This is a genomic window from Streptomyces sp. NPDC012474, assembly GCF_042955185.1.
Taxonomy (GTDB): Bacteria; Actinomycetota; Actinomycetes; order Streptomycetales; family Streptomycetaceae; genus Streptomyces; species Streptomyces cahuitamycinicus.
The window spans coordinates 43,692-69,527 of the sequence record NZ_JBIBEP010000003.1; the positions used below are offsets into that span (position 1 = coordinate 43,692).

Below are 25,836 nucleotides of genomic sequence, written 5' to 3' on the forward strand. Positions count from 1 at the left end.
AAGGACATCACCGTCGTCCACCTCATGCGGCACGGCGAGGTCGCCAACCCGGACGGCATCCTCTACGGCCGTCTCCCCGGCTACCACCTGTCCGACCTGGGCCGCCGGATGGCCGACCGGGTCGCGGAGCATCTGTCCGGCCGCGACGTGACGCATGTGGTCGCCTCGCCGCTGGAGCGGGCGCAGGAGACGGCCGAGCCGATCGCGAAGGCGCACGGGCTCGGCCTCGTCACGGACGAGCGGCTGATCGAGGCCGACAACATCTTCCAGGGCAAGACGTTCGGCGTCGGTGACGGGGCGCTGCGCAAGCCCGGCAACTGGAAGCATCTGGTGAACCCGTTCCGGCCGTCCTGGGGCGAGCCGTACGTCGACCAGGTGGTCCGCATGATGAGCGCGCTGAGCGCGGCGAAGGACAAGGCCCGCGGGCACGAGGCGGTCGTCGTCAGTCACCAGCTGCCCATCTGGATCGTCCGGTCCTACGTCGAACGCCGCCGCCTCTGGCACGACCCGCGCAGGCGGCAGTGCACGCTCGCCTCGTTGACGACCTTCACGTACCAGGGCGACCGGATCGTCTCCGTCGGCTACTCGGAGCCGGCCCGCGACCTGGTCCCGGCTCATCTCCTTGCCGGTGCGAAGCCGGTGAAGGGCCAGGGCAAGGCGTTCGGAGCGTAGGTCCGCGGACCTGCGTGCGGGGGCGCTCGGAAGGCGCGTGAGTGCCGTTCTTTCGCCCCCTTCTGATCGTTTACGACTGCTTCCCGATCGTTTAGGGCTGCTTCGTTACTGAATCTGCGCATATCGGCGGAACCTCCGCGTTCGCCACGTCCTCTCACTGGGTGACCAGCACGACGTGAACGAATCGGGGATGCCATGCGCGCTCTCTCCCGCAGGGGAATGCTCGGACTCGGCGCGGGAGCCGCCGCCGCTGTCTCGCTCGCCGGATGCGGCGGTCTCACGGGCTCGGACGACTCCGGCCACGCCGACGGTTCCGGCGGCGACTCCGCCCAGGGCGGATCGAAGCCGAAGCCCGAGCCCACCGCCCGGCCCATCGGCGACGGCTCCACCGCCCACACCGGCAAGCAGCCCCGCCAGCCCGGCAGGCCCGAGCCGCTGGAGCCCGGGCAGACCCCGCCGCAGTTCGTCGTGTTCTCCTGGGACGGCGCCGGCGAGGTCGGCAACGGCCTCTTCCCGCGCTTCCTTGACCTCGCCGAGGAGCACGGCGCGAGCATGACCTTCTTCCTGTCCGGGCTCTACCTGCTGCCCGAGTCGAAGAAGCGCCTGTACGACCCGCCCAACAACCCGCGCGGCGCCTCCGACATCGGCTACCTCACCGACGAGCACGTCAAGGACACGCTGAAGAACGTCCGCCGGGCGTGGCTGGAAGGCCACGAGATCGGCACCCACTTCAACGGGCACTTCTGCGGCGAGTCCCACGGCTCGGTCAAGAACTGGACGCCCCGGCAGTGGCGCAGCGAGATCGACCAGGCGAAGTCCTTCGTCAAGGAGTGGCGCACCAACACCGGCTGGACCGACCTGCCGTCGCTGCCGTTCGACTACGACAAGGAACTCGTCGGCGGCCGTACGCCCTGCCTGCTCGGCCAGGACAACCTGCTGCCCGCCGCCCGCGAGCTCGGCTGGCGCTACGACGCCTCCTCGCCCGGCGGCCTCCAGGTCTGGCCGCGCAAGCGCCAGGGCATCTGGGACCTGCCCCTCCAGCAGATACCTTTCCCCGGCCGCGGTTTCGAGGTCCTGTCGATGGACTACAACATGCTCGCCAACCAGTCCCTCAACTCCACGAAGGCCCCGGCCCACAACTACCCGGGCTGGCGGAAGCAGTCGGCGCAGGCGTACATCCAGGGATTCAAGCGGGCATACGAGACAAATCGGGCACCCTTCTTCATCGGCAACCACTTCGAGCAGTGGAACGGCGGCATCTACATGGACGCCGTCGAGGAGGCCTTCCAGCACATCGCGCGCGAGAAGGAGAAGGGCGCGGATGTGCGTCTCGTCTCCTTCCGGCAGTTCACCGACTGGCTGGACGTGCAGAAGCCCGAGGTGCTCGACAAGCTCCGCACGCTCGGGGTCGGGCAGCAGCCGGCCGGTGGCTGGCGGGAGTTCACCGGCCGGACCTCCACCCCCAGCGAAAACGCCTCGCGGAACGCCGCCTGAAATGCGGTTTTCCGCCCGCAAGGGGGGTGGGCGAGACCCCCAGAACGGGCATGCGAAACTTTTCACATGAGTGCTGCCAGCGCCCCCCAGCGTTCGAACCGCACGACCCGTGCCACCGAGCGCGCCCGCCGTGTCCGCCGTAGCGCCGCCCTGACCGCCGGTCTCGCCGCGACCGCGCTGCTCGTCTCCGCGTGCGGCTCCGGCGGCACCTCCGGCGGGGGCGGTAACACCAACTTCGTCACCGGCACCGACGGCATCGCCACGGCCGCCGAGGGCGAGCGCACCCCGGCGCCCGAGCTGTCCGGCAAGACCATCGCCGGCAAGACCCTCGACGTCGCCGACTACAAGGGCAAGGTCGTCGTCCTCAACGTCTGGGGTTCCTGGTGCAACCCCTGCCGCGCCGAGGCCAAGTACTTCGCGAAGGTCTCCAAGGCGTACGCCGGCAAGGGCGTGCAGTTCGTCGGCATCAACACCCGCGACACCTCCACCGGCGCCGCCCTCGCCTTCGAGAAGGACTGGGGCATCACCTACCCCAGCCTCTACGACCCGACCGGCAAGCTGCTGCTGCGCTTCAAGAAGGGCACGCTCAACCCGCAGGCGATCCCCTCCACGCTCATCCTCGACCGCGACGGCAGGATCGCGGCCCGCTCGCTGTCCGCGCTCAGCGAGGAACGGCTGCTGAAGATGCTCAAGCCGGTCGTCGCGGAGAAGTGACGTGAGCGCGCTCACCCTCGCCGCGGTCACGGACCCCAACGGCACCGTGCTCAACGGCGCGCTGCTGGTGGCCCTGCCGATCGCGCTGCTCGGCGGACTCGTCTCGTTCTTCTCGCCGTGCGTGCTGCCACTCGTACCCGGCTATCTGTCCTACGTCACCGGGGTCGCCGGCACCGATCTCGCCGAGGCGCGGCGCGGCCGGATGGTCGCGGGCGCCTCCCTGTTCGTGCTCGGCTTCACCGCCGTGTTCGTCTCCTCCGGCGCGCTGTTCGGTTACTTCGGCGACACGCTCCAGGAGCACAAGGACGTCCTGTCCAAGGTGCTCGGCGTGCTCATGATCCTCATGGGCGTCTTCTTCATGGGCCTGATGCCCTGGTTCACCCAGCGCGAGTTCCGGCTCCACCGCAAGCCGGTGGCCGGGCTGGTCGGCGCGCCCCTGCTCGGAGCGCTGTTCGGGATCGGCTGGACGCCCTGCATCGGCCCCACCCTCGCCTCCGTGCTGGCCCTCTCCTCCGACCAGGGAAGCGCCGGACGCGGTGCCGCCCTCACCTTCGCGTACTGTCTTGGCCTGGGCGTGCCCTTCGTGCTCGCCGCGGTCGCCTTCCGCAAGGCCCTCGGAGCCTTCGGCTGGATTAAGCGCCACTACGTCTGGGTGATGCGGGTCGGCGGCACCATGATGATCGTGACCGGTCTGCTCCTGCTGACCGGCGCGTGGGACCGCATCGTGCAGGAGATGCAGGTCTGGTCCGACGGCTTCACTGTGGGGATCTGATCGATGAGCAAGACCACCGCCTCCGACCCGGCCCCCTCCGCCGCCGAGGCCCGCGAGCTGGGTGACGCCGGCTCCCTGCTGTCCACCGCCCCCAAGGAGGACGCGCCCAACCTGCCCGCCCTGGGCGTCGTCGGCTGGGCCCGCTGGTTCTGGCGGCAGCTGACCTCCATGCGGGTCGCCCTGCTGCTGCTCCTGCTGCTGTCCCTCGGCGCGATCCCCGGCTCGCTCATCCCGCAGTCCGGCCAGGACGAGACGAAGGTCGCCGACTTCCGCAAGGCCAACCCCACCCTTGGGGACGTCTACGACAAGCTCGGCCTGTTCCACGTCTACAGCTCGGTGTGGTTCTCCGCGATCTACATCCTGCTGTTCGTCTCCCTCATCGGCTGCATCGTGCCCCGCACCTGGCAGTTCGTCGGCCAGCTGCGCGGCCTGCCGCCCGGCGCGCCCCGGCGGCTGAACCGGCTGCCCGCGCACACCACCTGGCGCACCACGGCCGAACCCGAGCAGGTCCACCAGGCCGCCCTGGCCCTGCTGAAGAAGCGACGCTTCCGCACCCACCTCACCGGGAACGCCGTCGCCGCCGAGAAGGGCTACCTGCGCGAGCTGGGCAACCTCGCCTTCCACATCGCCCTCATCGTGATGCTGACCGCCTTCGCCTGGGGCCAGCTCTTCAAGTCCGAGGGCAACAAGCTCGTCGTCGAGGGTGACGGCTTCTCCAACACCCTCACCCAGTACGACGACTTCAAGTCCGGCAACCTCTTCACGTCCGACGACCTGGTGCCGTTCAGCTTCAACCTGAAGAAGTTCACCGGAACCTACGAGCGCACCGGCCCCAACAAGGGCACTCCGCGGATCTACCAGGCCGACATCACCTACAGCGCGGGCGCCTACGGCAAGGACGAGAACGACACCGTCAGGGTCAACCACCCCCTGGAGATCGGCGACTCCAAGGTCTACCTCGTCAGCCACGGCTACGCCCCCGTGATCACCGTCCGGGACGCCAAGGGCAAGGTCGTCTTCGACGACGCCGTACCGCTGCTGCCGCTGGACGCGAACGTCACCTCCTCCGGCGTCGTCAAGGTCCTCGACGGCTACCGCAACGCCCAGGGCAAGAAGGAACAGCTCGGCTTCAACGCGTTCTTCGTGCCGACGTTCGGCGGCTCCGCCAGCGGCACGATGCTCTCGCAGTTCCCCGCGCTGGACTCACCGCTGCTCGCGCTGTCCGCCTACCACGGCGACCTGGGGGCCGACTCGGGCATCCCGCAGAGCGTGTACCAGATGGACCGCACCAACATGAAGGAGTACAAGGACTCCCAGGGCAAGCTGTTCAAGAAGCTGCTGAAGCCCGGCGGGACCATGAAGCTCCCGAACGGCGCCGGTTCGGTCACCTTCGGCAAGGACATCAAGGAGTGGGCCGGCTTCCAGGTCGTCCAGCAGCCCGGCAGCGGCTGGGCCCTCGCCGGTGCCCTCGCCGCGATCGGCGGCCTCGCCGCCTCCCTGTTCATCCAGCGCCGCCGCGTCTGGGTGCGCGCGGTCAGGGGCGCCGACGGCGTCACCGTCGTCGAGATGGCCGGCCTCGGCCGCAGCGAGTCCGCCAAGGTCCCCGAGGAACTGGGCGACCTCGCCGGAGTCCTGTACGAGCAGGCACCGGGCGCGCCCGACCCGGACGACCCCACAGATTCCCCCGACACCGACCTGGAGCCGGGTACCGCAACCCCCGTACCTGCCGAAGGGGCTGAGAAGCAGTGACTCTCGCCGCCGCCACCAACGAAAACCTCGCGAGCATCAGCAATGTGCTGATCTACTCCGCGATGGCCGTCTACACCCTGGCCTTCTTCGCGTACATCGCCGAATGGCTCTTCGGCAGCCGCAGCAAGGTCGCCCGGACCGCCGCCGCGCTCACCACCCGACCGGACGCCCAGAAGGCCCCGGCCGTCACCGTGAACAAGGCCGGCGGCACCGCCGTGCTGGAGCGGCCGAAGGTCACCGTGCGGGCCGCGGCCGGTCAGCGCGACGTGCCGGACGGCCCCGGGGCACATGGCGGGGACGAACAGGGCGACCTGTACGGCCGGATCGCCATCTCCCTCACGGTGCTCGCCTTCCTGGTCGAGCTGGGCGGGGTCGTCACCCGCGCCCTGTCGGTGGAGCGCGCCCCCTGGGGCAACATGTACGAGTTCAACATCACGTTCTCCACGGTCGCCGTCGGCGTGTACCTCGGGCTGCTGGCACTGAAGAAGAACGTGCGCTGGCTCGGCCTGTTCCTGATCACCTCGGTCCTGCTCGACCTGGGCCTGGCGGTCACGGTCCTCTACACCGCCAGCGACCAGCTGGTCCCGGCCCTGCACTCGTACTGGCTGTACATCCACGTCTCGACGGCGATCTTCTGCGGCGCGGTCTTCTACGTGGGCGCGGTCGGCACGATCCTGTACCTGTTCAAGGACTCGTACGAGAGCAAGCTCGCGAGCGGCGGCACCCCCGGCACGTTCGCGACGTCCGTCCTGGAGCGGCTGCCCTCCTCCGCCTCCCTCGACAAGTTCTCCTACCGCGTCAACGCGGCCGTCTTCCCGCTGTGGACGTTCACGATCATCGCGGGCGCCATCTGGGCCGGCGACGCCTGGGGCCGCTACTGGGGCTGGGACCCGAAGGAGACCTGGTCCTTCATCACCTGGGTCGCCTACGCCTGCTACCTGCACGCCCGCGCAACCGCCGGCTGGAAGGGCCGCAAGGCCGCCTACCTGGCCCTCATCGCCTTCGGCTGCTGGCTGTTCAACTACTACGGCGTGAACATCTTCGTCTCCGGCAAGCACTCCTACGCGGGCGTGTAGGACCCGCCGGGGCACCTCACCGCCGTGGGGCGGGAGCGTGGTCCGCGACCGACACGACGATGTCGCGCAGCCGGTCGGCGTACAGCCGCAGGTTCTTGTGCGCGACATCGGTGTCCGGGTAGCGGGCCGCGAACCACAGGCCCTCGTGGATCCGGGTGACCCAGACGCAGACCTGGTCGCCGTACGACACCCGGATCAGGCCGTAGGCGCTGCGCTCGGTCCAGGTCTCGGACTCGGGGATGCCACGCGCGTCGGCGAACGACACGATCGAGTACAGGTCGGGGGACGTCGGCCGGAAGTCCCCGCCGAGCAGCCGCAGCACCCGGGCCAGCGGCATCCGGGCCAGCGGCCGGGTGGCGTGCAGCGCGGCGCGTACGGTCCTCAGCGCGGCGGGGAAGTCGGGCGCCTGCGCGACGGGCACCTCGATCGGGGCGCCGCCGACGTACCAGCCCACCGAGTCCGAGTACTTCGACTTCGCCCGGGTGTGGAACGGCACCACCGTCCGGTAGACCGGCTCACCGCCGATCTCGTGGACGATCAGGGCGGTCGCCGCCAGCAGCCCGACCAGGGAACCCCCGAAGGGCCGGCAGTACGCCTCGAACGCGGCGGCGGCGTCCGCGTCCACGAGCATCTCGCGCATGAGCTTCTGCGTCGGCAGACCAGCCCCGGGGTCCAGTCCGAGGTCGACGGGGAAGCTCGGCAGCCGCCCGTCGCAGCGCCGGATGAACTCCCGCCAGCGGCTGACGATCTCGTGGTCGGCGTCGAGCCGGTCCGCGTCCGCCCGCTCGGCTTCGCAGAAGTCGACGTAGCTGGAGACCGGGGGCTGCTCCGGGGCGCGGCCGGTGAGATGACCGGCGTACAGCTCCTGGATCTCCGCCGGGATGCGGTAGAGGGAGAACGCGTCGACGTTGCTGTGGTCGAAGGCCATGTACACGCTGGTGGAGTCGTCCCGGACGACGGCCGTGTAGATGAGGTTCGGCCAGCGCAGCGCGTCGGCGGTGGTGTCGAAGCGGTCCTGGAGGTGCTGGGCCAGGGCGACCGGGTCGGTGAACTCCCCGGCGTCCTCGCGGTGCAGGGAGACCGAGGCCGGGTCGAGGGTGAAGCGGCGGATGGAGTCGCCCGGGCCGCCCGCCCAGCGGAAGCCGCTGCGCAGCGTCTCGTGCCGCAGCGTCCAGCCGCGCAGCGCCGCACCGAGGGCGTCCAGGTCGGCCCGGCCCGGGAGGTCGAAGGCCGCGCCGATCCAGGTCGGGACGAACAGTCCGTCCTCGCGCACCGACCGCGCCGTCCGCAGGTGCGACTCCTGGATGTAGGCGGGCGGCCTGGAGTCCTCCGGCAGGGCCTTCGCCGTCGCGACGGTCGCCGGACTGAGCGTCCATTCGACGAGTCGTCCAGGCCGGACCTCGCAGCGCTGGATGTCGGTCATTCGCACGGGGCGTCTCCGTTCGCAGTTGGGACAGACCCGATCAAGGGAATGCCGAGCCCGCCACCGGCCACACCGCGTGTCGTCACATTTCAGGAGAACGGATGGCATCTCGAACGGCGATACGGGGCTTGCCCCGTGTGCTCAGTTGACGCCGATGTCCTCGTTCCAGAGCGCGGGTTGTGCGGCGATGAAGTCACGCATCAACCCGGCACACTCGGCGTCGTCCAACAGCACGATCTCCACACCGTGTTCGGCCAGCCAGTCGTGGCCGCCGTGGAAGGTGACCGCCTCGCCGATCACCACCCGGGAGATGCCGAACTGCCGCACCAGGCCGGAGCAGTACCAGCACGGCGACAGCGTCGTCACCATCGTCGTGCCCCGGTAGGAGCGCTGCCGCCCGGCCGCGCGGAAGGCCGCCGTCTCCGCGTGCAGGGACGGATCGCCGTCCTGGACGCGGCGGTTGCGGCCGCGGCCCAGCAGGGCGCCGTCGGCGCCGTACAGCGCGGCCCCGATCGGGATCCCGCCCTCGGCGAGCCCGGTCCGGGCCTCCTCGACGGCGGTCGTGAGCCATGTGCGTGCCTGTGCCGGGTCCATGCCCTCATCCTTGCCCGTCTGCCGTCGGCCCCGTCGTCGCCGCGGCCGGGCTGAACTGTTCGAGGTACGTGTGCAGGGCGCCCGCGCCCTCGATCATCACCCTGCTGCGGGCCGCCAGCGCTTCCCCGCGAGCCGCGACGGCCGCCCGCAGCGCCGCGCTGCTGCCCTCGCGCCGCAGCCCCTCCAGCACCGGCCTGATCTGGTCGAACAGATAGTGGCTGCGACGCAGGGTGTGCACGAGCCGGGCGTCGCGCACATCGGCCGGCTCGTAGACCCGGTAGCCCGTCCCGCGCTCGCGCCCCGGCGTGAGCAGCCCGGCCCCCTCCCACACCCGCAGCGCGGAGGTCCGTACGCCCAGCAGCGCCGCCACCTCACCGATGCGCAGCCCGCCCGAACTCGGCAGCGGGGCGGGCGGTTCGGCCGCGAGAAGTTCCAGGGCCTCGCTCGCCGCCCGCAGGGACACCCGCTCCTCGTGCAGGGCGGCATGCGCGGCGTCGACCAGTGCGAGCGCGCCCGGGACGTCCCCCGTGTGCAGGGTCCGCATGATCCCCGCCGACGTCACCGGACCGTACCCCCGCATCAGCGTCCGGTACGCCAGCAGAGCGCCGCGGTGCACCTCCCCGAAGACGCGGTAGCCGGACGGGGTCCGCGCGGCCTGCGGGAGCACACCGGCGCCCTCGTAGTTACGGATCTGCTGCGTCGAGACACCGGCCAGCCGGGCCAGGTCGACGGGACGGAGGCGGCGGTCGTTCGTCATCGATTTGAAGGTTACGGCAGCCGACCGGACGCAAGGTGCTCTCAAGTCTCAACGCTGAACTTCCATGGAAGACTTGAAGGGCAGCACGGCCTGGAGGCGATCCGCGAGGCCTTCACGACGGCCGGACGTCTGATCGCGGGCCGCTTCTCCTCGGGGACGGCTGGTCTCCCAGGGAGAGCCCGGGAACCGAACCGAACCGAACCGAACCGATCCGCACTCGCCCACGTCTTCGTAGCGCATGCACCGAGCCGGAGCGCACGCTCCCCAAGGAGGCCACCCATGAAGGCGTCACCGACGCGCGTCGACCACGGCCCCGCACGGGCGCTGCTCGCGGTGACTCTGCTCTCGCTGTCCGTGGGCTGCACGGCGGCGTCCCCGGACGACGAAGCGCAGCCCCAGGCATCGTGCGCGTACGTCATCGAGTACGACAGCCGCAGGTACCTGGGCCGCGAGGTGACCGACGTCCCCGTGGGGGAGTCGCTCGGCAGCGCCACCCGCCCGGCGTGCGACGACACCCCGGGTGACGGCGACGACGGCGAGGGCCCGGTCCTGATGACGGCGTTCGCCCTGCGGGGCGTGGACCCGGCCGTCGCCATCGCGGTGGCCGAGGACCCCGGCGCGTACCGTCTCGCCGTCGCCGACTCGGTCAAGGAACTCCCGCCGGCGCTGCGGAAGATGACCGACGGCTCCTGACGGACACCGGCCGGGCTTCACCCTTGCCGCTGCAGGACCGCGTAGTCGGCGAAGCTGCGGCGGTAGCGCAGGTGCCTCGTCTCCTGGGTGTGCCTGCGCTGCCACTCCTCCACCTCGCCGGGCGCCCGGCACGGCCCCGAACCCGCCCCGCAGTCCGCCTCCTCGCCCGAGACGCAGCGCGCCTCGTACTCGGGCAGGGCGGACGGGTCCTGGACGATCGTGTACGGCACGTACCGGAAGATCCTGCGGCCGGTCGACTCCCCACCGTGCTCGTCGCGTTGGTGCTGGCGCAGCAGCACGTTCGCATCGGTCACGGCGCTGCCGTCGAACGCCGCGCGTGCGCGGTCCCGTTGGAGCGCCAGTTCCTCACAGCCCGCGCACCCGGGCACCGGGGAAGGCGGCCGGGTCGGATCGGCCGACAGTCCCTCCCTGGAACGGTTGTTGAGCGCACGCACGCCCGCGCTGAGCCGCTCGTCCAGGGTCGCCTCACGGATCCTCGCCGGGTCCGCCTGCCATTCCCGGCCGCCGCCGACCGGGCGCAGTATCACGTACGGGCCGGTCCTGTCCTGGTATTCACCGACCTTGCGCGTCTGAGGGTCGTAGACGAGCGTTCCCGGTTCCATTCCGTGCACCTCCGTCACTCTGGGTGTATCGAGCGTTGCGCACGGGAACAGTCCGGTTCAATGCTTGAGGTGTGACACCGGTGCACTGTCACGGAGGGGGGAGCCGTGAGCCGACGGAACGGCGGAGCGGAGTCGGGGGCGAGTACGGCCGCCGTGTTCGGGGAGGTGCTCCGGCATTTCCGCGAGGCCGCGCTGCTCACGCAGGAGGCGCTGGCGAGGCAGATCCCCTGCGACCGCTCTCATGTGGCGCGGGTGGAGGCCGGTACGAGGGTTCCGCAAGACACGTTCGCCAAGACCTGTGACGAACTTCTGAGTACGGGTGGGGTGTTGGCGCGGCTGTGGGGCCGCATCGACTGGTATCCGCAGGTGGAGCATCCGGACTGGTTCCGGCGGCGGGCGGAGATGGACGAGGTGGCCACCTCCCTCCGGGAGTACCAGGAGCGGGTGATCCCGGGCTTGTTGCAGACGGCGGACTATGCACGGTCGCTGTTTTCCCGTGCCGTCAGCGGAGAAGAGCTGGAAGAACGGGTCAGGGCCCGACTGAGCAGGCAGCAACGCTTTCTGGCGGAGGGCGGCCCGCTGTACATCGTCGTTCTCGATGAGAGCTGCCTGCGCAACATCCTCGGAAGCCCCGCGCTGATGCGGGACCAGTGCGCCCACCTGCTGAGCGTGGGGCGACGGCCCAATATCCGTATCCAGGTCGCCCCTGCGGATCGACTCGGTCTGCTTCGCCCGAGCGGCTCCATGTCACTGATCAAGCTGCCCGACGGGCGCGAGTGGGTCTACTCGGAGTCGCTGGATCGCGGCCATTTCAACGACGATCCAGCTCTCTTCGCGAGCCACAGCCACTCATATGATGTGCTCAGGGCGGACGCTCTGTCAGCCCCCGAGTCCGCCGCTCTGATCAGCGACGCGATGGAGAGGTACGAGCATCATGACCGAGCCCGAACTCAGCGCGGCCACGTGGATCAAGAGCACCTACAGCGACGCCAACGGCGGCAACTGCATAGAAATAGCCCCCGGTTTCCCCGAAACCGTCCCCGTCCGCGACAGCAAGAACCCTGACGGACCGGTCCTGGTCGTGGGCCGGTCCGCCTGGGCGGCGTTCACCGCCGCCCTCTGAGTGACGGTCTCAGACGCCGGTCCGCCCGTCGACGAGTTCACGCACGACGTCGAGGTGGCCGTTGTGGCGGGACGTCTCCTCGATCAGGTGGAGGATCACCCAGCGGAGGTCGACATGGCGGCCATCGCTGATGGGACGCTTGGCCGTTGAGCTCAGGTCGTGCTCGGCCACCAGGCGGCGGTAACGGGCGCTCTGCTCCCGGTACTCGGCGAGAAGCCGGGGCAGCGGGATGTCGACCGCGGTCCGCATCTCGGGGTCGGGATCGTCGTCGGTCGCCTCCGTGAGCGGCCCGGCAGGCTCCTCGCCCAGGAACATCACCTGGAACCAGTGGTGCTCGACCCAGCGCAGATGGCTGATCAGCCCGCACAACGTCATCAGCGGTGAATTCGGGAGCGGCGCCTTGCGGGCGTCTTCGGCTGACACGCCCTCGCACTTGGCCAGCGCGGTGTCACGGGCGTAGTCCAGGAAGGTGACCAGCTGCGTACGCTCGTCCCACGCGGAGGGTGTATCGGTTCGTTGAGTCATCGCGAGGAGCTTCGCGCAGCTCTGAGCGGATGTCGACTCAATAGATCGGCAGCCGCGCAAGCACTATTCCTCGCGCCTGCGCTCGTCGGGATCCGGATCCGGGTCCGCGTCCTTGTCCTTGTCCAGGGACTTCAGGAAGTCGGGATTGTCGTCGGGCGCCACCCACTGCCGGGAGCGGCCGCCGCGGGCCCCGGACCAGCCGTCGGCGGCGGGGCTGCGCTTCTTGCCGGCGATGAGCCAGGAGATCGACCCGACCAGCGGAAACAGCAGTACGAGGATCGCCCACAGCGGCTTGGGCATGTGGCGGATCTCGTCGTCCTTCGTGCTGATGCAGTCGATGAACGCGTAGACGCTGAGTGCCAGCGGCACGAGGAACATCAGTACCCGGAGCATGCGGCCTCTCAGCGAAAGTGGTGGGTGGTTCCAGGCCAGGGTAGCGGCTCGGGGATACTGGACCCCATGGCTTACGACGATCTTCGCTCCCTGCTCAGGGCGCTGGAGCGCGAGGGCGACCTCAAGCGCATCAAGGCCGAGGTGGACCCGTACCTGGAGGTCGGGGAGATCGTCGACCGGGTGCAGAAGTCCGGCGGCCCCGCCCTGCTCTTCGAGAACGTGCGCGGGTCGCGCATGCCGCTCGCGATGAACGTGTTCGGCACGGACCGGCGGCTGTTGAAGGCGCTGGGCCTCAAGTCGTACGCCGAGATCTCCGAGCGGATCGGCGGGCTGCTGAAGCCCGAGCTGCCGCACGGCTTCGTCGGCGTCCGGGAGGCCTTCGGCAAGCTCGGTGCGATGACCCACGTGCCGCCGAAGAAGGTGAAGGACGGCCCCGTGCAGGAGGTCGTGCTCACCGGGGACGACGTCGACCTCGACCAGCTGCCCGCCCTCTTCACCTGGCCGAAGGACGGCGGGTCGTTCTTCAATCTGGGGCTGACCCACACCAAGGACCCGGAGAGCGGCGTACGCAACCTCGGGCTGTACCGGCTCCAGCGGCACGACAAACGCACCATCGGCATGCACTGGCAGATCCACAAGGACAGCCGGAACCACTACCAGGTGGCCGCGCGCAGGGGCGAGCGGCTGCCCGTCGCGATCGCCTTCGGGTGCCCGCCCGCCGTGACGTACGCCTCCACCGCGCCGCTGCCCGGGGACATCGACGAGTACCTGTTCGCCGGGTTCCTCGCGGGCAAGAGGATCGAGATGGTCGACTGCAAGACCGTGCCGCTCCAGGTGCCCGCGCAGGCCGAGGTCGTGATCGAGGGCTGGCTGGAGCCGGGCGAGATGCTGCCCGAGGGTCCGTTCGGCGACCACACCGGCTTCTACACGCCGCAGGAGCCCTTCCCGGCACTGAAGATCGACTGCGTGACGATGCGGAAGCGGCCGCTGCTCCAGTCGATCGTCGTGGGCCGCCCGCCGACGGAGGACGGGCCGCTCGGTAGGGCGACGGAACGCTTCTTCCTGCCGCTGCTGAAGATCATCGTGCCGGACATCGTGGACTACCACCTGCCGGAGGCGGGCGGCTTCCACAACTGCGCGATCGTCTCGATCGACAAGAAGTACCCGAAGCACGCGCAGAAGGTGATGCACGCCGTCTGGGGCGCCCACATGATGTCCCTGACCAAGCTGATCGTCGTCGTCGACTCCGACTGCGACGTGCACGATCTGCACGAAGTCGCCTGGCGGGCGCTGGGCAACACGGACTACGCCCGCGACCTGTCGGTCGTCGAGGGCCCCGTCGACCACCTCGACCACGCCTCGTACCAGCAGTTCTGGGGCGGCAAGGCCGGTATCGACGCGACGAGGAAGTGGCCCGAGGAGGGCTACACCCGCGACGGCGGCTGGCCGGACATGGTGGAGTCGGACCCGGAGACGGCGGCGAAGGTGGACCGCCGCTGGAAGGAGTACGGGCTGTGAGTTCCGCTTCCGCCGCGATCCCGCAGCCGGGACGCACCAAGGCCTTCCTGCGGCTGGTGATGATCGAGCACTCGGTCTTCGCGCTGCCCTTCGCCTACATCGCCGCGCTCACGGCGATGTTCCAGTGGGACGAGAACATCCACTGGGGCAAGCTGCTGCTGGTCACCGTCTGCATGGTGGGCCTGCGTACGTTCGCCATGGCCGTCAACCGGATCATCGACCGGGAGATCGACGCCCGTAACCCGCGCACGGCGCAGCGCGAGCTGGTGACGGGTGCGATGTCGGTGAAGCACGCCTGGACGGGGGCGCTCATCGCCCTCGTCGTCTTCCTCGGCGCGGCGGCCCTGCTCAACCCGCTGTGCCTGGCCCTGGCCCCCATCGCGGTGATCCCGATGGTGGTCTATCCGTACGGCAAGCGGTTCACGAACTTCCCGCAGGCCATCCTCGGCCTCGCCCAGGCCATGGGCCCGGTCGGCGGCTGGCTGGCGATCTCGGGGGAGTGGTCCTGGGACGCGGTGATCCTCGGTCTCGCCGTCGGGATCTGGATCGGCGGCTTCGACCTGATCTACGCCTGCCAGGACGTGGAGACCGACCGTGAGATCGGCGTCATGTCCGTCCCGGCGCGCTTCGGCATCCCGGCGGCCGTGTGGGGCGCCCGGGTCTGCCACGCCCTCACGACGGCCCTCTTCGTCTGGTACGCCCTCGCCACCGGCGCGGGCGCCTTCTTCTGGCTGGGCCTGCTGATCGTCGCCGGCGCGTTCCTCTACGAGCACTCGATCGTCCGCCCGCACGACCTCTCCCGGGTGAACCGCGCGTTCTTCAGCGTCAACGGCTTCATCGGGATCGCCCTGTTCGTGTGCGCGTTGCTGGATCTGCTGGTGCGCGGCCTCACCGTGTGAGCGCGGGTGGCGCTGCCGGGTCGCGACGGAACACGAACGCCGCCGCGACACCCGCCAGCAGGCCCAGCAGATGGCCCTGCCAGCTGACGCCCGTCTGGGTCGGGGCCAGGCCCGCCAGGATCGAGCCGCCCCAGATCGCGGCGACCAGAACGCCCACCAGGACGCCCAGCGCGCGGCGCTCGACGAAGCCGCTGACCAGGAGGAAGCCGAACAGGCCGAAGATCACACCGGAGGCGCCCGCGGTGTTGGTGCCGTCCGGGGCTATGAGCCAGACGCCCAGGCCGTCGACGAGGATGATCAGCGCGCAGACGAGCAGGAACCGGCGCAGGCCCGCGAGCGCCGCGAGGAAACCGAGGACCAGCAGCGGCACGGTGTTCGCCGCCAGATGGGCGAAGCCGAAGTGGATGAAGGACGAGGGGACGACATCGACCAGCTCGGAAGGGTCGCGCGGGGTGAGGCCGAAGCCGTCCAGCGCGTGGCCCGTGGCCACGTCGGCCACTTCCAGCAGCCACAGCAGCGCGACCCAGGCGAGCATCAGCTTGCCCGCGGCCAGCGCACGATCGCTCGTCGACCACCCGGTTCCGGAACCTGACATGGCGACCCCCAGTGCTCGCTCGTCCCCTCCGTGCAACGGCCCGCACCCCTTGGCCGGTTCCCACCCTGCGGCGCCGGATAGGCTCGGTGTTGTGAACCCAGTCAAGCCAGGCGAGATGCCGCGTACGCCTTGGATCGTAGGGGTGTCCGGGGCCTCCGGCACCCCGTATGCCGCTGCCGTGCTGCGGGCCCTCCTCGCCGCCGGCGAAAGCGTCGATCTTGTGGTGTCCCGGGCCTCCCGGCTGACCCTGCTGGACGAGACCGGGATCTCCTTCCGGGACGCCCACTGGCAGGCCGACCTGCGGGAATGGCTGTCCCGGGGCGCGGACGGCAAGCCGGACACCTTCTCCGTCGACATCGGCGCCGTACGGCACTGGAGCGCCGGCGACCTGGCCGCCGGGCCCTCCTCGGGGTCGTACCCCACCAGGGGCATGCTCATCGTGCCCGCCTCGACGGCGAGCGTGGCCGGGGTCGCGCTCGGCCTGTCGAAGGACCTGCTCCAGCGGGCGGCGAGCGTGACCCTCAAGGAGGGACGCAAGCTGATCGTGGCCGTGCGCGAGACCCCGCTGAACGGCCAGACCCTGCGGCACCTGGTCACCCTCGACGACGCGGGCGCCACCGTCGTGCCCGCCTCACCCGCCTTCTACGCGGGCGCGACGCACATCCAGGACCTGGTGGACTTCGTCGCCGGACGCGTACTCGACGCGGCGGGCGTGCCGCACCGGCTCTACCGCCGTTGGCAGGGTGAACTCGGCGGCGGTGCGCACCGCGACGGCTGAGCAGCACACCCGAACCTCATCGGACACAACGACAACTTCAGCGGAAGGCTTCGATCGCAATGGACGCGGTGGACAGGCAGCTCATCCAGGCCCTGAGGGAGAACGGCCGGGCCTCCTACGCGGAGCTGGGACGCCTCGTCGGACTGTCGGGACCCAGTGTCACCGACCGCATCAACCGGCTGGAGGCCGCCGGAGTCATCACCGGCTACCGGGCCACCGTCGACGCCGCCTCGCTCGGCCTCGGCGTCACCGCCCTGATCGGCATCTCACTCTCCGACGCAACCGACCACGAGGACGTGGCGCAGCGCCTCAAGGACCTCTCGGAGATCGAGGACTGCTGGTTCATCGCCGGCGAGGACTCGTACATGCTCAAGGTGCGGGCGGCGGACGTGGACGGCCTGGAGAAGATGATCCGGCGGCTCAGCGGTATCGAGGGCGTGTCCCGCACGCGTACGACGATCGTGCTCTCCACGAAGTGGGAGAACCGGGTCGGGGAGCTGCCCGAGGAGGAGTAGCGGCGTGGTCGTACGGTGGGGACGTCTTCGGAGAAAGGTGTGGGCATGGATCTCGGGCTCAAGCGCGAGCTGGAGGAGAAGGTCAGGGCGGGTGTCCGTCTGAGCCGTGAGGACGGCATCGCGCTGTACGAGTCGGACGACCTGGCCTGGCTCGGCGGCCTGGCGCACGAGGTGCGCACCCGCAAGAACGGCGATGTCGTGCACTTCAACGTCAACCGCCACCTCAACATGACGAACGTGTGCACCGCCTCGTGCGCGTACTGCTCCTTCCAGCGCAAGCCGGGGGAGAAGGACGCGTACACGATGCGCATCGAGGAGGCGGTCAAGCTCGCCAAGGCGATGGAGGGTGAGAACCTCACCGAGCTGCACATCGTCAACGGGCTGCACCCGAACCTGCCCTGGCGGTACTACCCGCGGTCGCTGCGCGAGCTGAAGGCGGCGCTGCCGGACGTCTCCCTGAAGGCGTTCACGGCGACGGAGATCCACCACTTCGAGACCATCTCGGGGATGAGCGCGTCGGAGATCCTCGACGAGCTCATCGACGCCGGCCTCGAGTCCCTCACCGGTGGTGGCGCCGAGATCTTCGACTGGGAGGTCCGGCAGCACATCGTGGACCACCGCACCCACTGGGAGGACTGGTCCCGGATCCACCGGCTCGCGCACGAGAAGGGTCTGAAGACCCCGAGCACGATGCTGTACGGGCACATCGAGGAGCCCCGTCACCGGGTGGACCACGTGCTGCGGCTGCGTGAGCTGCAGGACGAGACCGGCGGCTTCCAGGTCTTCATTCCGCTGCGGTACCAGCACGACTTCGTCGACATGCAGGACGGCAAGGTGCGCAATCGCCTCCAGGCGCGGACGCAGATGGCGACGGGGGCGGAGGCGTTGAAGACCTTCGCGGTGTCGCGGCTGCTGTTCGACAACGTGCCGCACGTGAAGGTCTTCTGGGTGATGCACGGGGTGCAGACGGCGCAGCTCGCGCTTCAGCACGGGGCGGACGACATGGACGGGTCTGTCGTCGAGTACAAGATCACGCATGACGCGGACAACTACGGGACGCCGAACAAGCTGACGCGTGAGGATCTGCTGGATCTGATCCGTGATGCCGGGTTCCGGCCGGTGGAGCGGAACACGCGGTACGAGATCATCCGGGAGTACGAGGGGCCTGACCCGGAGCGTCGCGAGTCGCCGCAGCCGATGCGGGTTTGATCGCGTCCTCCCGCCTGCGGGGGGTTGCTCGCGCAGTTCCCCGCGCCCCTGGGTTGGGTACCCGGGGGGGCATGGTCAGGACCAAGGCACCTGAGGATGCCTATACCGCTGAACCCTTTGTTCCTGGTCGCGGCGGGCTTGCCGCTCTGCGGCGGGCCGCTGCCGAGTGCCAGGGGTGCCCGTTGCACCGGGACGCCACCCGGACCGTGTTCGGGGCCGGGAGCCAGGACGCCCGGGTCATGCTCGTCGGGGAGCAGCCCGGGGACCAGGAGGACCGGCAGGGCAAGCCCTTCGTCGGGCCCGCCGGGAAGCTGCTGGACCGGGCCTTGGAGGAGGCCGGCATCGATCCCTCCGAGGCCTACGTCACCAATGCCGTGAAGCACTTCAAGTTCACGCGGGCCGAGCCCCGCAAGCGGCGGATCCACAAGGCTCCGAACCTGCGGGAGATGACCGCGTGCGGGCCCTGGCTGGCCGCGGAGCTCTCGGTCGTGGAGCCGGAGCTGATCGTCGTGCTGGGGGCCACCGCCGGGAAGGCGCTGCTCGGGTCCTCGTTCCGGGTCACGCAGGTGCGCGGGACGGTGCTGGAGGAGGATGTCCACGGGCGGCCGGAGCGGCTGGTGCCGACCGTGCATCCGTCCTCGGTGCTGCGGTCGGACGACCGGGAGGCGGCGTACCGGGGGCTGGTGTCGGACCTGCACGTGGCGGCCGACGCACTGTCGTAATAGCTACAATCCACCCATGCCCCTTACCTACACGCTCGGTCCCGCCGTCACCCCCGAGCTGCGGGACGGCCTGCTCGACCTGTGGACCGACGTCTCCAACGCCGGAGGAGCGGTCGGGTTCGTGCCGCCCGTGACGCGCGAGGAGATCCGCCCCGCGCTGGTGCAGCACTTCGCGTCGATGGCGGACGGCCGGGCCAAGCTCCTCGTCGGACACGACGAGGCGGGGCAGGTCGCGGCGACCGCGTTCCTGACCTTCAACACCCACCACCTGATGACGCACTGGCTGTGGCTGTACACGGTGATGGTGCACCCGCGGCACCAGGGCAAGGGGTACGGCCGCGGGCTGCTCGCCGCCGCCGCGGACGCGGCCCGGGCGATGGACGGGATCGAGGCGATCCGGTTGACCTGCCGGGGCGGACTCGGTCTCGAGCGGTTCTACGAGTCCTGCGGCTACAAGGAGGTCGGGCGCATCCCCGGCGCGATCCGGGTGGCGCCGGGGGACGACCGCGAGGACGTCATCATGCTGCTGCCCCTGGCCTGACCCCCGTGCAAGATCGGCCGCCCGGCGTGCTTCACTGGACGGTGCCCCTTTGGGTGCGTTCCGACCGTTCGAACCGGAAGAGTGGATTGAGATGCTCCGCTACACGCTGATGCGCCTCGGAATCTTCGTGGGCTGCCTCGTGGTCGTCTGGGGCGCCGTCTACTCAGGTATCGCCCCGCGCGGGCTCGGCAACAGCAACGGGCTGTGGGTCGTGCTGCTCGCCCTGCTCATCTCCGCGCCGATCAGCTTCGTGGTGCTGCGCAAGGAGCGGGACCGGGCGTCCGTGCAGGTCGCGCAGCGGGTGGACCGGATGAAGGCCAATCTGGACGCGAACCGCAGCCAGGAGGACGGGGCCGACGACACCGCCCGCGCCCAGGGACAGGCCTCGTAAGGCCCCTCACGCGCCTACCAGCGCCCCGTTTCCGTACATGCTCGGAAACGGGGCGCTTTGCGTTGTATGGGTGTGTGTGGGTCGTCACCTATCAAAGCCAGGCTTTGAGGTCCCCAAAGTTCAGGTGTTAAGGTCGCTGTATGAAGTCAGCAGTCGCGCCCCCCTCGCCTCCGAGCGTTGTGCTCGTGGCGCGGCTGCACGTGGATCTCTGTCGGTGCGCGTCCGCTTTCTGTCGTCCCTGACGTAGCGCAACCCCCTCCGCCGTCTCCCACGTCAGTTCCCCCTACGCGTCCCCCCAACGGAGTCAGTCCGTGTCCTCATACACGAAGTCCTTCAAGGTGCCCTTCTGGGCCCAGATACTCGCCGGTCTCGTCCTGGGTGTGCTGCTCGGCTGGCTCGCCCGCAACCAGGACCTGTCCTGGCTGGTCACCACCCTGGAGAAGGTCGGCGACACCTTCATCGGGCTGTTGAAGCTCGCGGTCGCCCCGCTCGTCTTCTTCGCGATCCTGGTCTCGATCACCAACCTGCGGAAGGTCAACAACGCGGCCCGCCTGGCCTCGCGCACCCTCCTCTGGTTCATGATCACCTCGCTGATCGCGGTGAGCATCGGCCTGATCATCGGCCTGGTCACCAACCCGGGCGCCGGTACCGGCCTCACGCCGAAGGACGGCGGGAAGCCCGAGAGCACCGGTTCCTGGATCGACTTCCTGACCGGAATCGTCCCGACCGACGTCATCACGCCGTTCACCGAGCTGAACGTGCTGCAGATCGTCTTCATGGCAGCCGTCGCCGGTATCGCCGCGCTCCAGCTCGGCGAGAAGGCCCAGCCGATCCTCACCCTGAGCGAGTCCGTGCTCAGCCTGCTCCAGAAGGCGCTGTGGTGGGTCATCCGGCTCGCCCCGATCGGCACGATCGGCCTCATCGGCCACGCCATCGCCACCTACGGCTGGGACCTGATCGGCAAGTACGCGACCTTCACCGCCGACATCTACGTCGGCTGCCTCATCGTGATGTTCGGCGTCTACCCGACGCTGCTCGCGACCGTCGCCAAGGTCAACCCGGTCCAGTTCTTCAAGGGCGCCTGGCCCGCGATCCAGCTGGCCTTCGTCTCCCGCTCCTCCGTCGGCACCATGCCGCTGACGCAGAAGGTCACCGAGCGGCTCGGCGTGCCGAAGGAGTACGCGTCCTTCGCGGTGCCGTTCGGCGCGACGACCAAGATGGACGGCTGCGCCGCGATCTACCCGGCGATCGCCGCGATCTTCGTCGCCCAGATCTTCGACATCCAGCTGGGCGTCGGCGACTACCTGCTGATCGCGTTCGTCTCCGTGGTCGGCTCCGCCGCCACGGCCGGCCTCACCGGCGCGACGGTCATGCTGACCCTCACCCTGTCCACCCTCGGCCTGCCGATGGAGGGCGTGGGCCTGCTCCTCGCGATCGACCCGATCCTGGACATGATCCGCACCGCGACCAACGTCGCCGGGCAGGCGCTGATCCCGGTGCTGGTCTCCGCCCGCGAGAACCTGCTCGACCGCGACGCGTACGCCACTGCCGACGGCTCCTCCCTGGACGAGCCGCTCGACGAGGAGCCGCGCGACAGGGCCGAGCCGGTCCCCGCGACCGCCTGACCGGCCGACCGGCCGCACGAGTCGACGGGCCCCCTGGGCGGTCCTTCCCCGGCTTCCGGGGCGAGGGCCCTCCAGGGGGCCCGTACGCTAAGCGGTATGGGTGCCGTGAAGACCAAGCGGATGCCGCGCGCGGTCCGTGAACAGCAGATGCTGGACGCCGCCGTGCAGATTTTCGGCCAACGGGGCTACATGGCCGCGTCGATGGACGAGATCGCCGAACTGGCCGGTGTGTCCAAGCCGTTGGTGTACCTGTACCTCAACTCCAAGGAAGACCTCTTCACCGCCTGCATCCGCCGGGAGGCGGGGGCCCTCGTCGAGGCGGTACGGGCCGGGGTCCGCCGCGACCTGCCGGCCGACCGGCAACTCTGGGAAGGCCTCGGCGCCTTCTTCACACACACCGGCGAGAACCCGGACGCGTGGTCGGTCCTGCACCTCCAGGCGCGTACCCACGGCGAGCCGTTCGCCGCCGAGGTCACCGCCATGCGCGAGGAGATCGTCGCGTTCGTGACCCAGCTGATCCTCGCCGGGGCCCGCGAGGCCCACCGCGATCCCGACCTGCCCGAGCGCGAGGTGGCCGGGCTCGCCGAGGCCCTGGTCGGCGCCGCCGAGTCGCTCGCCGCCTGGGCCAACGCCACCCCGGGCGTCACCGCCCGCCAGGCCGCGGCCACTCTGATGAACTTCGCCTGGGCGGGGCTCGGCGACCTCATGGCCGGGCGGCCCTGGGCGCCCCCCGAGGAGCCGCCGGGCCCTCACGCCGGGTAGACGTCCCCCGTCACATGGATCCGGTCCTCGCGGCCACGCAGTTCGAACCGGCCGTCCCGCGCCGCGTACGTCACCGTCCCCGGCAGCAGGACCGGTGCCCTGAACTCCGCCCGGAGATGGCAGCACTCCGTGACGCCGTGCGCGGCGAGGCAGCGGGCCACGGTCCACATGCCGTGGGCGATGGCCCGGGGGAAGCCGAACAGCCGGGCCGTGAGCGGATGCAGGTGGATCGGGTTGCGGTCCCCGGACGCGGCCCCGTAGCGCCGGCCGACGTCCCCGGCGAGCCGCCACTCGGCGACGGAGGGCAGCGGCTCGCGTCCTCCGGCCTCCCGGGGAGCGGCGGTCAGCCGGTGCGTGCGGTGCCGGGCCAGGTACGTGCTCCTCGACTCCCACACGAGGTCCCCGTCGCCGCGCACCTCGGTGACGACCGTCGCCTCCGTGCCGCGCCGGTGCGGGACCAGCCCCTCGACGTGGACGGAGAGTTCGTACGCGCCGCTCGCCGGCATCCGGGCGTGCCGCGTGACGGTGATCGACGTGTGGACGAGGCCGAGCAGCGGCAGCGGGAAGTCCCGGCCGCTCATCAGCCGCATGGCCAGGGGAAACCCGAGCACGTGCGGATACGTCACCGGCAGCGCGTCCTCCCCGGTCGGGAACCCGCAGACCCGCTCGTACGCCGCGAGCCGCGCGAGGTCGACGCGCAGGCCGGGCAGGACGAGCCGGGTGCGGGGGAACTCCACGTCGGAACGGGGGCGTTTGAAGGGGGAGAGCAGGGCGCCGCGGGCCAGGAGCGGGGCGAGGGCGGGAGGCCCGGTGAGCACGAGGGCGGTGGAGTCGGCCATCACGCCCCCAGCAGGCTCTGGCCGCAGACGCGGACGACCTGGCCGTTGACCGCGCCCGAGTTCGGGTGGGCCAGCCAGGCGGTGGTCTCGGCGACATCGACCGGGAGGCCGCCCTGGGCGAGGGAGTTCATACGGCGGCCGGCCTCGCGGATGAACAGCGGGACGGCGGCCGTCATCTTCGTCTCGATGAAGCCGGGCGCGACCGCGTTGACCGTCACACCGTGCTCTTCGAGCGCGCGCGGCGCGAGGGAGCGGACCAGGCCGACGACGCCCGCCTTGCTCGCGGCGTAGTTGGTCTGGCCGGCGTTGCCGGCGAACCCCGCGATGGAGGCGGTTGCGACGATCCGGCCGCCGCGCTTCAGCGTCCCGTCCTTCAGCAGGGCGTCCGTGGTGCGCAGCACGCTCGCCAGGTTCACCTCGAGGACGGAGATCCAGCGTTCGGCCGGCATGTTCACCAGACGCCGGTCGCGGGTGATGCCCGCGTTGTGGATCAGCAGGTCCAGGCCGCCGGGCAGGGCCTCGGCGATCCGCGCGCCCGCGTCGGCGGCCGTCATGTCGAGCAGCAGCGCGGTGCCGCCGAGCCGGTCGGCGACGCGCCGGGCGTCCTGCCCGGCCTGCGGCACATCGAGCACCACGACCCGGGCGCCGTCCCGGGCGAGGGTCTCGGCGACCGCCTCACCGATGCCGCGGGCGGCGCCGGTGACCAGGGCGGTGCGGCCTGCCAGGGGGCGGTCCCCGTCGTGAGGAGTGGTCTCCTGCGGGGCTCCCACCTCGATCACCTGCCCACTGACGTATGCCGATCTGGGCGACAGCAGGAAACGGAGCGTGGACTCCGCGGCGGCGGCGTCCGTGAGCCGGAGCAGGTTCACCGTCCTGCCCCGGCCGATCTCCTTGCCGAGGGAGCGCGTGAAGCCCTCCAGGGCCTGCTGCGCCGCGGCCTGGTGGTGGTCGGCCGGGTCGAGGGGCGCGCCGAGCACCACCACGCGCCCGCTCGCCGCCACCGACCGTACGACCGGGTGCAGGGCGGCGTGCACCTCCGCCAGGGCCTCGACGTTCCGTACTCCGGTCGCGTCCAGGACGACGGCGGCCGCGCGGTCGGAGCCGGCCGGGCCGAGGCCCGTGCGGGCCAGGACAGGCGCCAGGCCGAGGGCGGAGCGGCCGGCGGTGAGGTGCAGCAGGCCGCCGTCCAGGGTGGGCCGCTCGGGGGACCAGCGGGCCAGCGCCGCGGGCTGCGGCAGCCCCAGCCGGCGGGTGAGGAAGCGGCCGGGCGCGGTACCCGTGAAGCGCAGATAACGGTCGGCCATGACGACTCCCAGTTCCCGACGACGGCTCGCTGAAAAAGGCTCGCTGGAGCCCCACTCGTGCTCGGAGCCCCACTCCCGCGTGAGGCCCCACTCCTGCGTGGCCGGCCCCACCCCTGCTTACTCTGGAGTAAGGTTACCGGAGGTAAGGCTACGTCACGGACGAGGAGCAGGTCGAGATGAGCCCCCAGCAACTGTCACAGTCGGTGCGGCGCGTGGCGATCGTCGGCGGAGCGCGCATCCCCTTCGCCCGCTCCGACGGCCCCTACGCCACCGCCTCCAACCAGCAGATGCTCACCGCCGCCCTCGACGGCCTCGTCGAGCGGTACGGGCTCCGGGGGCCGGGCGCGGTCGGCGAGTTCGTCGCCGGTGCCGTGCTCAAGCACGCCCGCGACTTCAACCTCGCCCGCGAGACCGTCCTCGGCTCGGAACTCCACCCGAGCACCCCCGCCTACGACATCCAGCAGGCCTGCGGCACCGGCCTCCAGGCCGTCATCGCCGCCGCCAACAAGATCGCCCTCGGCCAGACGGACTCGGCCGTCGCGGGCGGCGCCGACACCGCCAGCGACGCACCCCTCGGCGTCAACGACACCCTGCGCCGCATCCTCCTGGAGGTCCGCCGGGCGAAGTCGCCGGGCGCCCGCCTGAAGACCCTGGCGAAGGTGCGCCCGGGCCACCTCGTCCCCGACATCCCGCGCAACGCCGAGCCGCGCACCGGCCTGTCCATGGGCGAACACGCCGCCGTCACCGCCCGCGCCTGGGGCATCGCCCGCGCGGCGCAGGACGAACTCGCGGCCACCAGTCACCAGCGGCTGGCGGCGGCGTACGAACGCGGCTTCTTCCAGGACCTGGTCGTCCCCTTCCGCGGCCTGGCCCGCGACCAAAACCTGCGCCCCGGCTCGACGGTGGAGAAACTGGCATCCCTGAAGCCGGTGTTCGGGCTCGGCCACCCCGATCCGACGATGACGGCCGGGAACTCCACCCCGCTGACGGACGGCGCCGCCACCGTCCTGCTGGCGAGCGAGGAGTGGGCCCGGGAGCGCGGCCTGGAGCCGCTGGCGTACCTCACGGCGTACGAGACGGCGGCCGTCGACTTCGTGGCCGGCGACGTGGCCGGCGGCGAGGACGGACTGCTCATGGCACCCGCCCACGCCGTCCCGCACATGCTGGAGCGGGCCGGCCTCGGCCTGGACGACTTCGACCTCGTCGAGATCCACGAGGCGTTCGCCTCCCAGGTGCTGGCGACGCTCGCCGCCTGGGAGAAGCGGGGCCTGGGCACGGTGGACCGCGCACGGCTGAACGTCGCCGGCTCCTCCCTCGCGACCGGCCACCCCTTCGCCGCCACCGGAGCCCGCATCGTCGCCACCCTGGCCCGCCTCCTCGCCGAACGGGACGCCCCCGCCCGCGGCCTGATCTCCGTCTGCGCGGCGGGCGGGCAGGGGGTGACGGCGATCCTGGAGCGGACCTGAGCGCGGCGGGCCTACGGAACCTGAGGAACACTCACGTAACCCCCGAGATTGCACAGGCCCGGCT

At 70.5% G+C, this 25,836-nt stretch carries 30 protein-coding genes; 21 read left to right on the top strand and 9 right to left on the bottom strand.

Annotated features, from left to right (window positions below):
• Nucleotides 1-24: 24 nt before the first annotated feature.
• The 6 genes from ACFY9S_RS08270 to ccsB all read left to right on the top strand — a co-directional run bounded on the left by ACFY9S_RS08270 (nt 25) and on the right by ccsB (nt 6,477).
• Entirely contained in the window at nt 25-672 is a 648-nt protein-coding gene (locus tag ACFY9S_RS08270) for a histidine phosphatase family protein (protein ID WP_391125484.1), read from the top strand.
• A 195-nt stretch (nt 673-867) separates the two neighbouring features.
• On the top strand, nt 868-2,166 hold the full coding sequence (locus ACFY9S_RS08275) for a hypothetical protein (protein ID WP_391124380.1): 1,299 nt from the start codon (nt 868-870) through the stop codon (nt 2,164-2,166).
• 66 nt (nt 2,167-2,232) lie between these two features.
• Nucleotides 2,233-2,880: a redoxin family protein gene (locus ACFY9S_RS08280; protein WP_391124383.1), complete on the top strand. Its 648-nt coding sequence runs from the start codon at nt 2,233-2,235 to the stop codon at nt 2,878-2,880.
• A gap of 1 nt (nt 2,881) precedes the next feature.
• Nucleotides 2,882-3,652: a cytochrome c biogenesis protein CcdA gene (locus ACFY9S_RS08285; RefSeq protein ID WP_391124386.1), complete on the top strand. Its 771-nt coding sequence runs from the start codon at nt 2,882-2,884 to the stop codon at nt 3,650-3,652.
• A gap of 3 nt (nt 3,653-3,655) precedes the next feature.
• On the top strand, nt 3,656-5,401 hold the full coding sequence (locus ACFY9S_RS08290; protein ID WP_391124389.1) for a cytochrome c biogenesis protein ResB: 1,746 nt from the start codon (nt 3,656-3,658) through the stop codon (nt 5,399-5,401).
• Nucleotides 5,398-6,477, top strand: a complete 1,080-nt coding sequence (gene ccsB, locus ACFY9S_RS08295) for a c-type cytochrome biogenesis protein CcsB (protein WP_391124392.1) — start codon at nt 5,398-5,400, stop codon at nt 6,475-6,477. Before ACFY9S_RS08290 ends, ccsB begins: the two co-directional genes overlap by 4 nt.
• A gap of 16 nt (nt 6,478-6,493) precedes the next feature.
• Here ccsB and ACFY9S_RS08300 read toward each other — a convergent pair whose 3' ends face one another.
• The 3 genes from ACFY9S_RS08300 to ACFY9S_RS08310 form a co-directional block, all read right to left on the bottom strand.
• On the bottom strand, nt 6,494-7,906 hold the full coding sequence (locus tag ACFY9S_RS08300; protein WP_391124395.1) for a condensation domain-containing protein: 1,413 nt from the start codon (nt 7,904-7,906) through the stop codon (nt 6,494-6,496).
• Between the two features lie 135 nt (nt 7,907-8,041).
• Nucleotides 8,042-8,494 carry a deaminase gene (locus ACFY9S_RS08305; protein ID WP_391124398.1) on the bottom strand — a complete coding sequence of 151 codons (453 nt, stop codon included), beginning with the start codon at nt 8,492-8,494 and terminating at the stop codon, nt 8,042-8,044.
• A 4-nt stretch (nt 8,495-8,498) separates the two neighbouring features.
• Nucleotides 8,499-9,251, bottom strand: a complete 753-nt coding sequence (locus tag ACFY9S_RS08310; RefSeq protein ID WP_391124401.1) for a MerR family transcriptional regulator — start codon at nt 9,249-9,251, stop codon at nt 8,499-8,501.
• 279 nt (nt 9,252-9,530) lie between these two features.
• Between ACFY9S_RS08310 and ACFY9S_RS08315 the strand changes: the two genes are divergently transcribed.
• On the top strand, nt 9,531-9,944 hold the full coding sequence (locus ACFY9S_RS08315) for a DUF6281 family protein (RefSeq protein ID WP_391124403.1): 414 nt from the start codon (nt 9,531-9,533) through the stop codon (nt 9,942-9,944).
• A gap of 17 nt (nt 9,945-9,961) precedes the next feature.
• Here ACFY9S_RS08315 and ACFY9S_RS08320 read toward each other — a convergent pair whose 3' ends face one another.
• The gene (locus ACFY9S_RS08320; RefSeq protein ID WP_391124406.1) at nt 9,962-10,567 is read right to left on the bottom strand and encodes a hypothetical protein; all 606 of its coding nucleotides are present in this window, start codon (nt 10,565-10,567) and stop codon (nt 9,962-9,964) included.
• A 105-nt stretch (nt 10,568-10,672) separates the two neighbouring features.
• Between ACFY9S_RS08320 and ACFY9S_RS08325 the strand changes: the two genes are divergently transcribed.
• Both ACFY9S_RS08325 and ACFY9S_RS08330 read left to right on the top strand, forming a co-directional pair.
• Nucleotides 10,673-11,632: a Scr1 family TA system antitoxin-like transcriptional regulator gene (locus tag ACFY9S_RS08325; protein WP_391124409.1), complete on the top strand. Its 960-nt coding sequence runs from the start codon at nt 10,673-10,675 to the stop codon at nt 11,630-11,632.
• Nucleotides 11,580-11,690, top strand: coding sequence for a DUF397 domain-containing protein (locus ACFY9S_RS08330; RefSeq protein WP_237305141.1), 111 nt, complete (start codon nt 11,580-11,582; stop codon nt 11,688-11,690). Before ACFY9S_RS08325 ends, ACFY9S_RS08330 begins: the two co-directional genes overlap by 53 nt.
• A gap of 9 nt (nt 11,691-11,699) precedes the next feature.
• Here the strand turns inward: ACFY9S_RS08330 and ACFY9S_RS08335 are convergent, their stop codons facing one another.
• Together ACFY9S_RS08335 and ACFY9S_RS08340 are read right to left on the bottom strand one after the other, a co-directional pair.
• The gene (locus ACFY9S_RS08335; RefSeq protein WP_391124412.1) at nt 11,700-12,215 is read right to left on the bottom strand and encodes a DUF664 domain-containing protein; all 516 of its coding nucleotides are present in this window, start codon (nt 12,213-12,215) and stop codon (nt 11,700-11,702) included.
• A 63-nt stretch (nt 12,216-12,278) separates the two neighbouring features.
• Nucleotides 12,279-12,608, bottom strand: coding sequence for a PLD nuclease N-terminal domain-containing protein (locus ACFY9S_RS08340; protein WP_102907880.1), 330 nt, complete (start codon nt 12,606-12,608; stop codon nt 12,279-12,281).
• A gap of 66 nt (nt 12,609-12,674) precedes the next feature.
• On the opposite strand from ACFY9S_RS08340, the gene ACFY9S_RS08345 reads away from it, so the two are divergent.
• Nucleotides 12,675-14,126 carry a menaquinone biosynthesis decarboxylase gene (locus ACFY9S_RS08345; RefSeq protein ID WP_391124415.1) on the top strand — a complete coding sequence of 484 codons (1,452 nt, stop codon included), beginning with the start codon at nt 12,675-12,677 and terminating at the stop codon, nt 14,124-14,126.
• The gene (gene mqnP, locus ACFY9S_RS08350) at nt 14,123-15,025 is read left to right on the top strand and encodes a menaquinone biosynthesis prenyltransferase MqnP (RefSeq protein WP_391124418.1); all 903 of its coding nucleotides are present in this window, start codon (nt 14,123-14,125) and stop codon (nt 15,023-15,025) included. The genes ACFY9S_RS08345 and mqnP overlap by 4 nt, the downstream gene beginning before the upstream one ends.
• Here mqnP and ACFY9S_RS08355 read toward each other — a convergent pair.
• Nucleotides 15,015-15,620 (bottom strand): rhomboid family intramembrane serine protease, encoded by a 606-nt coding sequence (locus tag ACFY9S_RS08355; RefSeq protein ID WP_391124420.1) that lies wholly within the window; start codon nt 15,618-15,620, stop codon nt 15,015-15,017. The two genes, mqnP and ACFY9S_RS08355, sit on opposite strands and share 11 nt — an antisense overlap.
• Before the next feature lie 115 nt (nt 15,621-15,735).
• Here ACFY9S_RS08355 and ACFY9S_RS08360 point away from each other — a divergent pair, with 115 nt between their 5' ends.
• The 9 genes from ACFY9S_RS08360 (at nt 15,736) to ACFY9S_RS08400 (ending at nt 22,163) form a co-directional block, all read left to right on the top strand.
• Nucleotides 15,736-16,398, top strand: coding sequence for a UbiX family flavin prenyltransferase (locus ACFY9S_RS08360; RefSeq protein WP_391124423.1), 663 nt, complete (start codon nt 15,736-15,738; stop codon nt 16,396-16,398).
• A gap of 59 nt (nt 16,399-16,457) precedes the next feature.
• Nucleotides 16,458-16,913 carry an Lrp/AsnC family transcriptional regulator gene (locus tag ACFY9S_RS08365; RefSeq protein ID WP_031141000.1) on the top strand — a complete coding sequence of 152 codons (456 nt, stop codon included), beginning with the start codon at nt 16,458-16,460 and terminating at the stop codon, nt 16,911-16,913.
• 45 nt (nt 16,914-16,958) lie between these two features.
• Nucleotides 16,959-18,122, top strand: a complete 1,164-nt coding sequence (gene mqnE, locus ACFY9S_RS08370) for an aminofutalosine synthase MqnE (RefSeq protein WP_391124426.1) — start codon at nt 16,959-16,961, stop codon at nt 18,120-18,122.
• A gap of 71 nt (nt 18,123-18,193) precedes the next feature.
• Complete coding sequence (locus ACFY9S_RS08375; protein WP_391124429.1) at nt 18,194-18,844, top strand: UdgX family uracil-DNA binding protein; 651 nt, start codon at nt 18,194-18,196, stop codon at nt 18,842-18,844.
• Between the two features lie 16 nt (nt 18,845-18,860).
• Complete coding sequence (locus ACFY9S_RS08380; protein WP_391124431.1) at nt 18,861-19,385, top strand: GNAT family N-acetyltransferase; 525 nt, start codon at nt 18,861-18,863, stop codon at nt 19,383-19,385.
• 91 nt (nt 19,386-19,476) lie between these two features.
• Entirely contained in the window at nt 19,477-19,776 is a 300-nt protein-coding gene (locus ACFY9S_RS08385; RefSeq protein ID WP_391124434.1) for a DUF4229 domain-containing protein, read from the top strand.
• A gap of 140 nt (nt 19,777-19,916) precedes the next feature.
• Nucleotides 19,917-20,018 (top strand): putative leader peptide, encoded by a 102-nt coding sequence (locus tag ACFY9S_RS08390; RefSeq protein ID WP_391124436.1) that lies wholly within the window; start codon nt 19,917-19,919, stop codon nt 20,016-20,018.
• A gap of 69 nt (nt 20,019-20,087) precedes the next feature.
• A complete protein-coding gene (locus tag ACFY9S_RS08395) occupies nt 20,088-21,401 on the top strand; it encodes a cation:dicarboxylate symporter family transporter (RefSeq protein ID WP_391124439.1) in 1,314 nt (437 codons plus the stop codon).
• Nucleotides 21,402-21,497: 96 nt separating this feature from the next.
• Nucleotides 21,498-22,163, top strand: a complete 666-nt coding sequence (locus ACFY9S_RS08400; RefSeq protein WP_391124442.1) for a TetR family transcriptional regulator — start codon at nt 21,498-21,500, stop codon at nt 22,161-22,163.
• On the opposite strand, the gene ACFY9S_RS08405 is transcribed toward ACFY9S_RS08400, so the two are convergent.
• Together ACFY9S_RS08405 and ACFY9S_RS08410 are read right to left on the bottom strand one after the other, a co-directional pair.
• On the bottom strand, nt 22,151-23,002 hold the full coding sequence (locus tag ACFY9S_RS08405; protein ID WP_391124443.1) for a MaoC/PaaZ C-terminal domain-containing protein: 852 nt from the start codon (nt 23,000-23,002) through the stop codon (nt 22,151-22,153). The genes ACFY9S_RS08400 and ACFY9S_RS08405 overlap by 13 nt on opposite strands.
• Nucleotides 23,002-24,306 carry a 3-oxoacyl-ACP reductase gene (locus ACFY9S_RS08410; RefSeq protein WP_391124446.1) on the bottom strand — a complete coding sequence of 435 codons (1,305 nt, stop codon included), beginning with the start codon at nt 24,304-24,306 and terminating at the stop codon, nt 23,002-23,004. Before ACFY9S_RS08410 ends, ACFY9S_RS08405 begins: the two co-directional genes overlap by 1 nt.
• 176 nt (nt 24,307-24,482) lie before the next feature.
• On the opposite strand from ACFY9S_RS08410, the gene ACFY9S_RS08415 reads away from it, so the two are divergent.
• The gene (locus ACFY9S_RS08415; protein WP_391124449.1) at nt 24,483-25,772 is read left to right on the top strand and encodes an acetyl-CoA C-acetyltransferase; all 1,290 of its coding nucleotides are present in this window, start codon (nt 24,483-24,485) and stop codon (nt 25,770-25,772) included.
• Nucleotides 25,773-25,836: the final 64 nt, after the last annotated feature.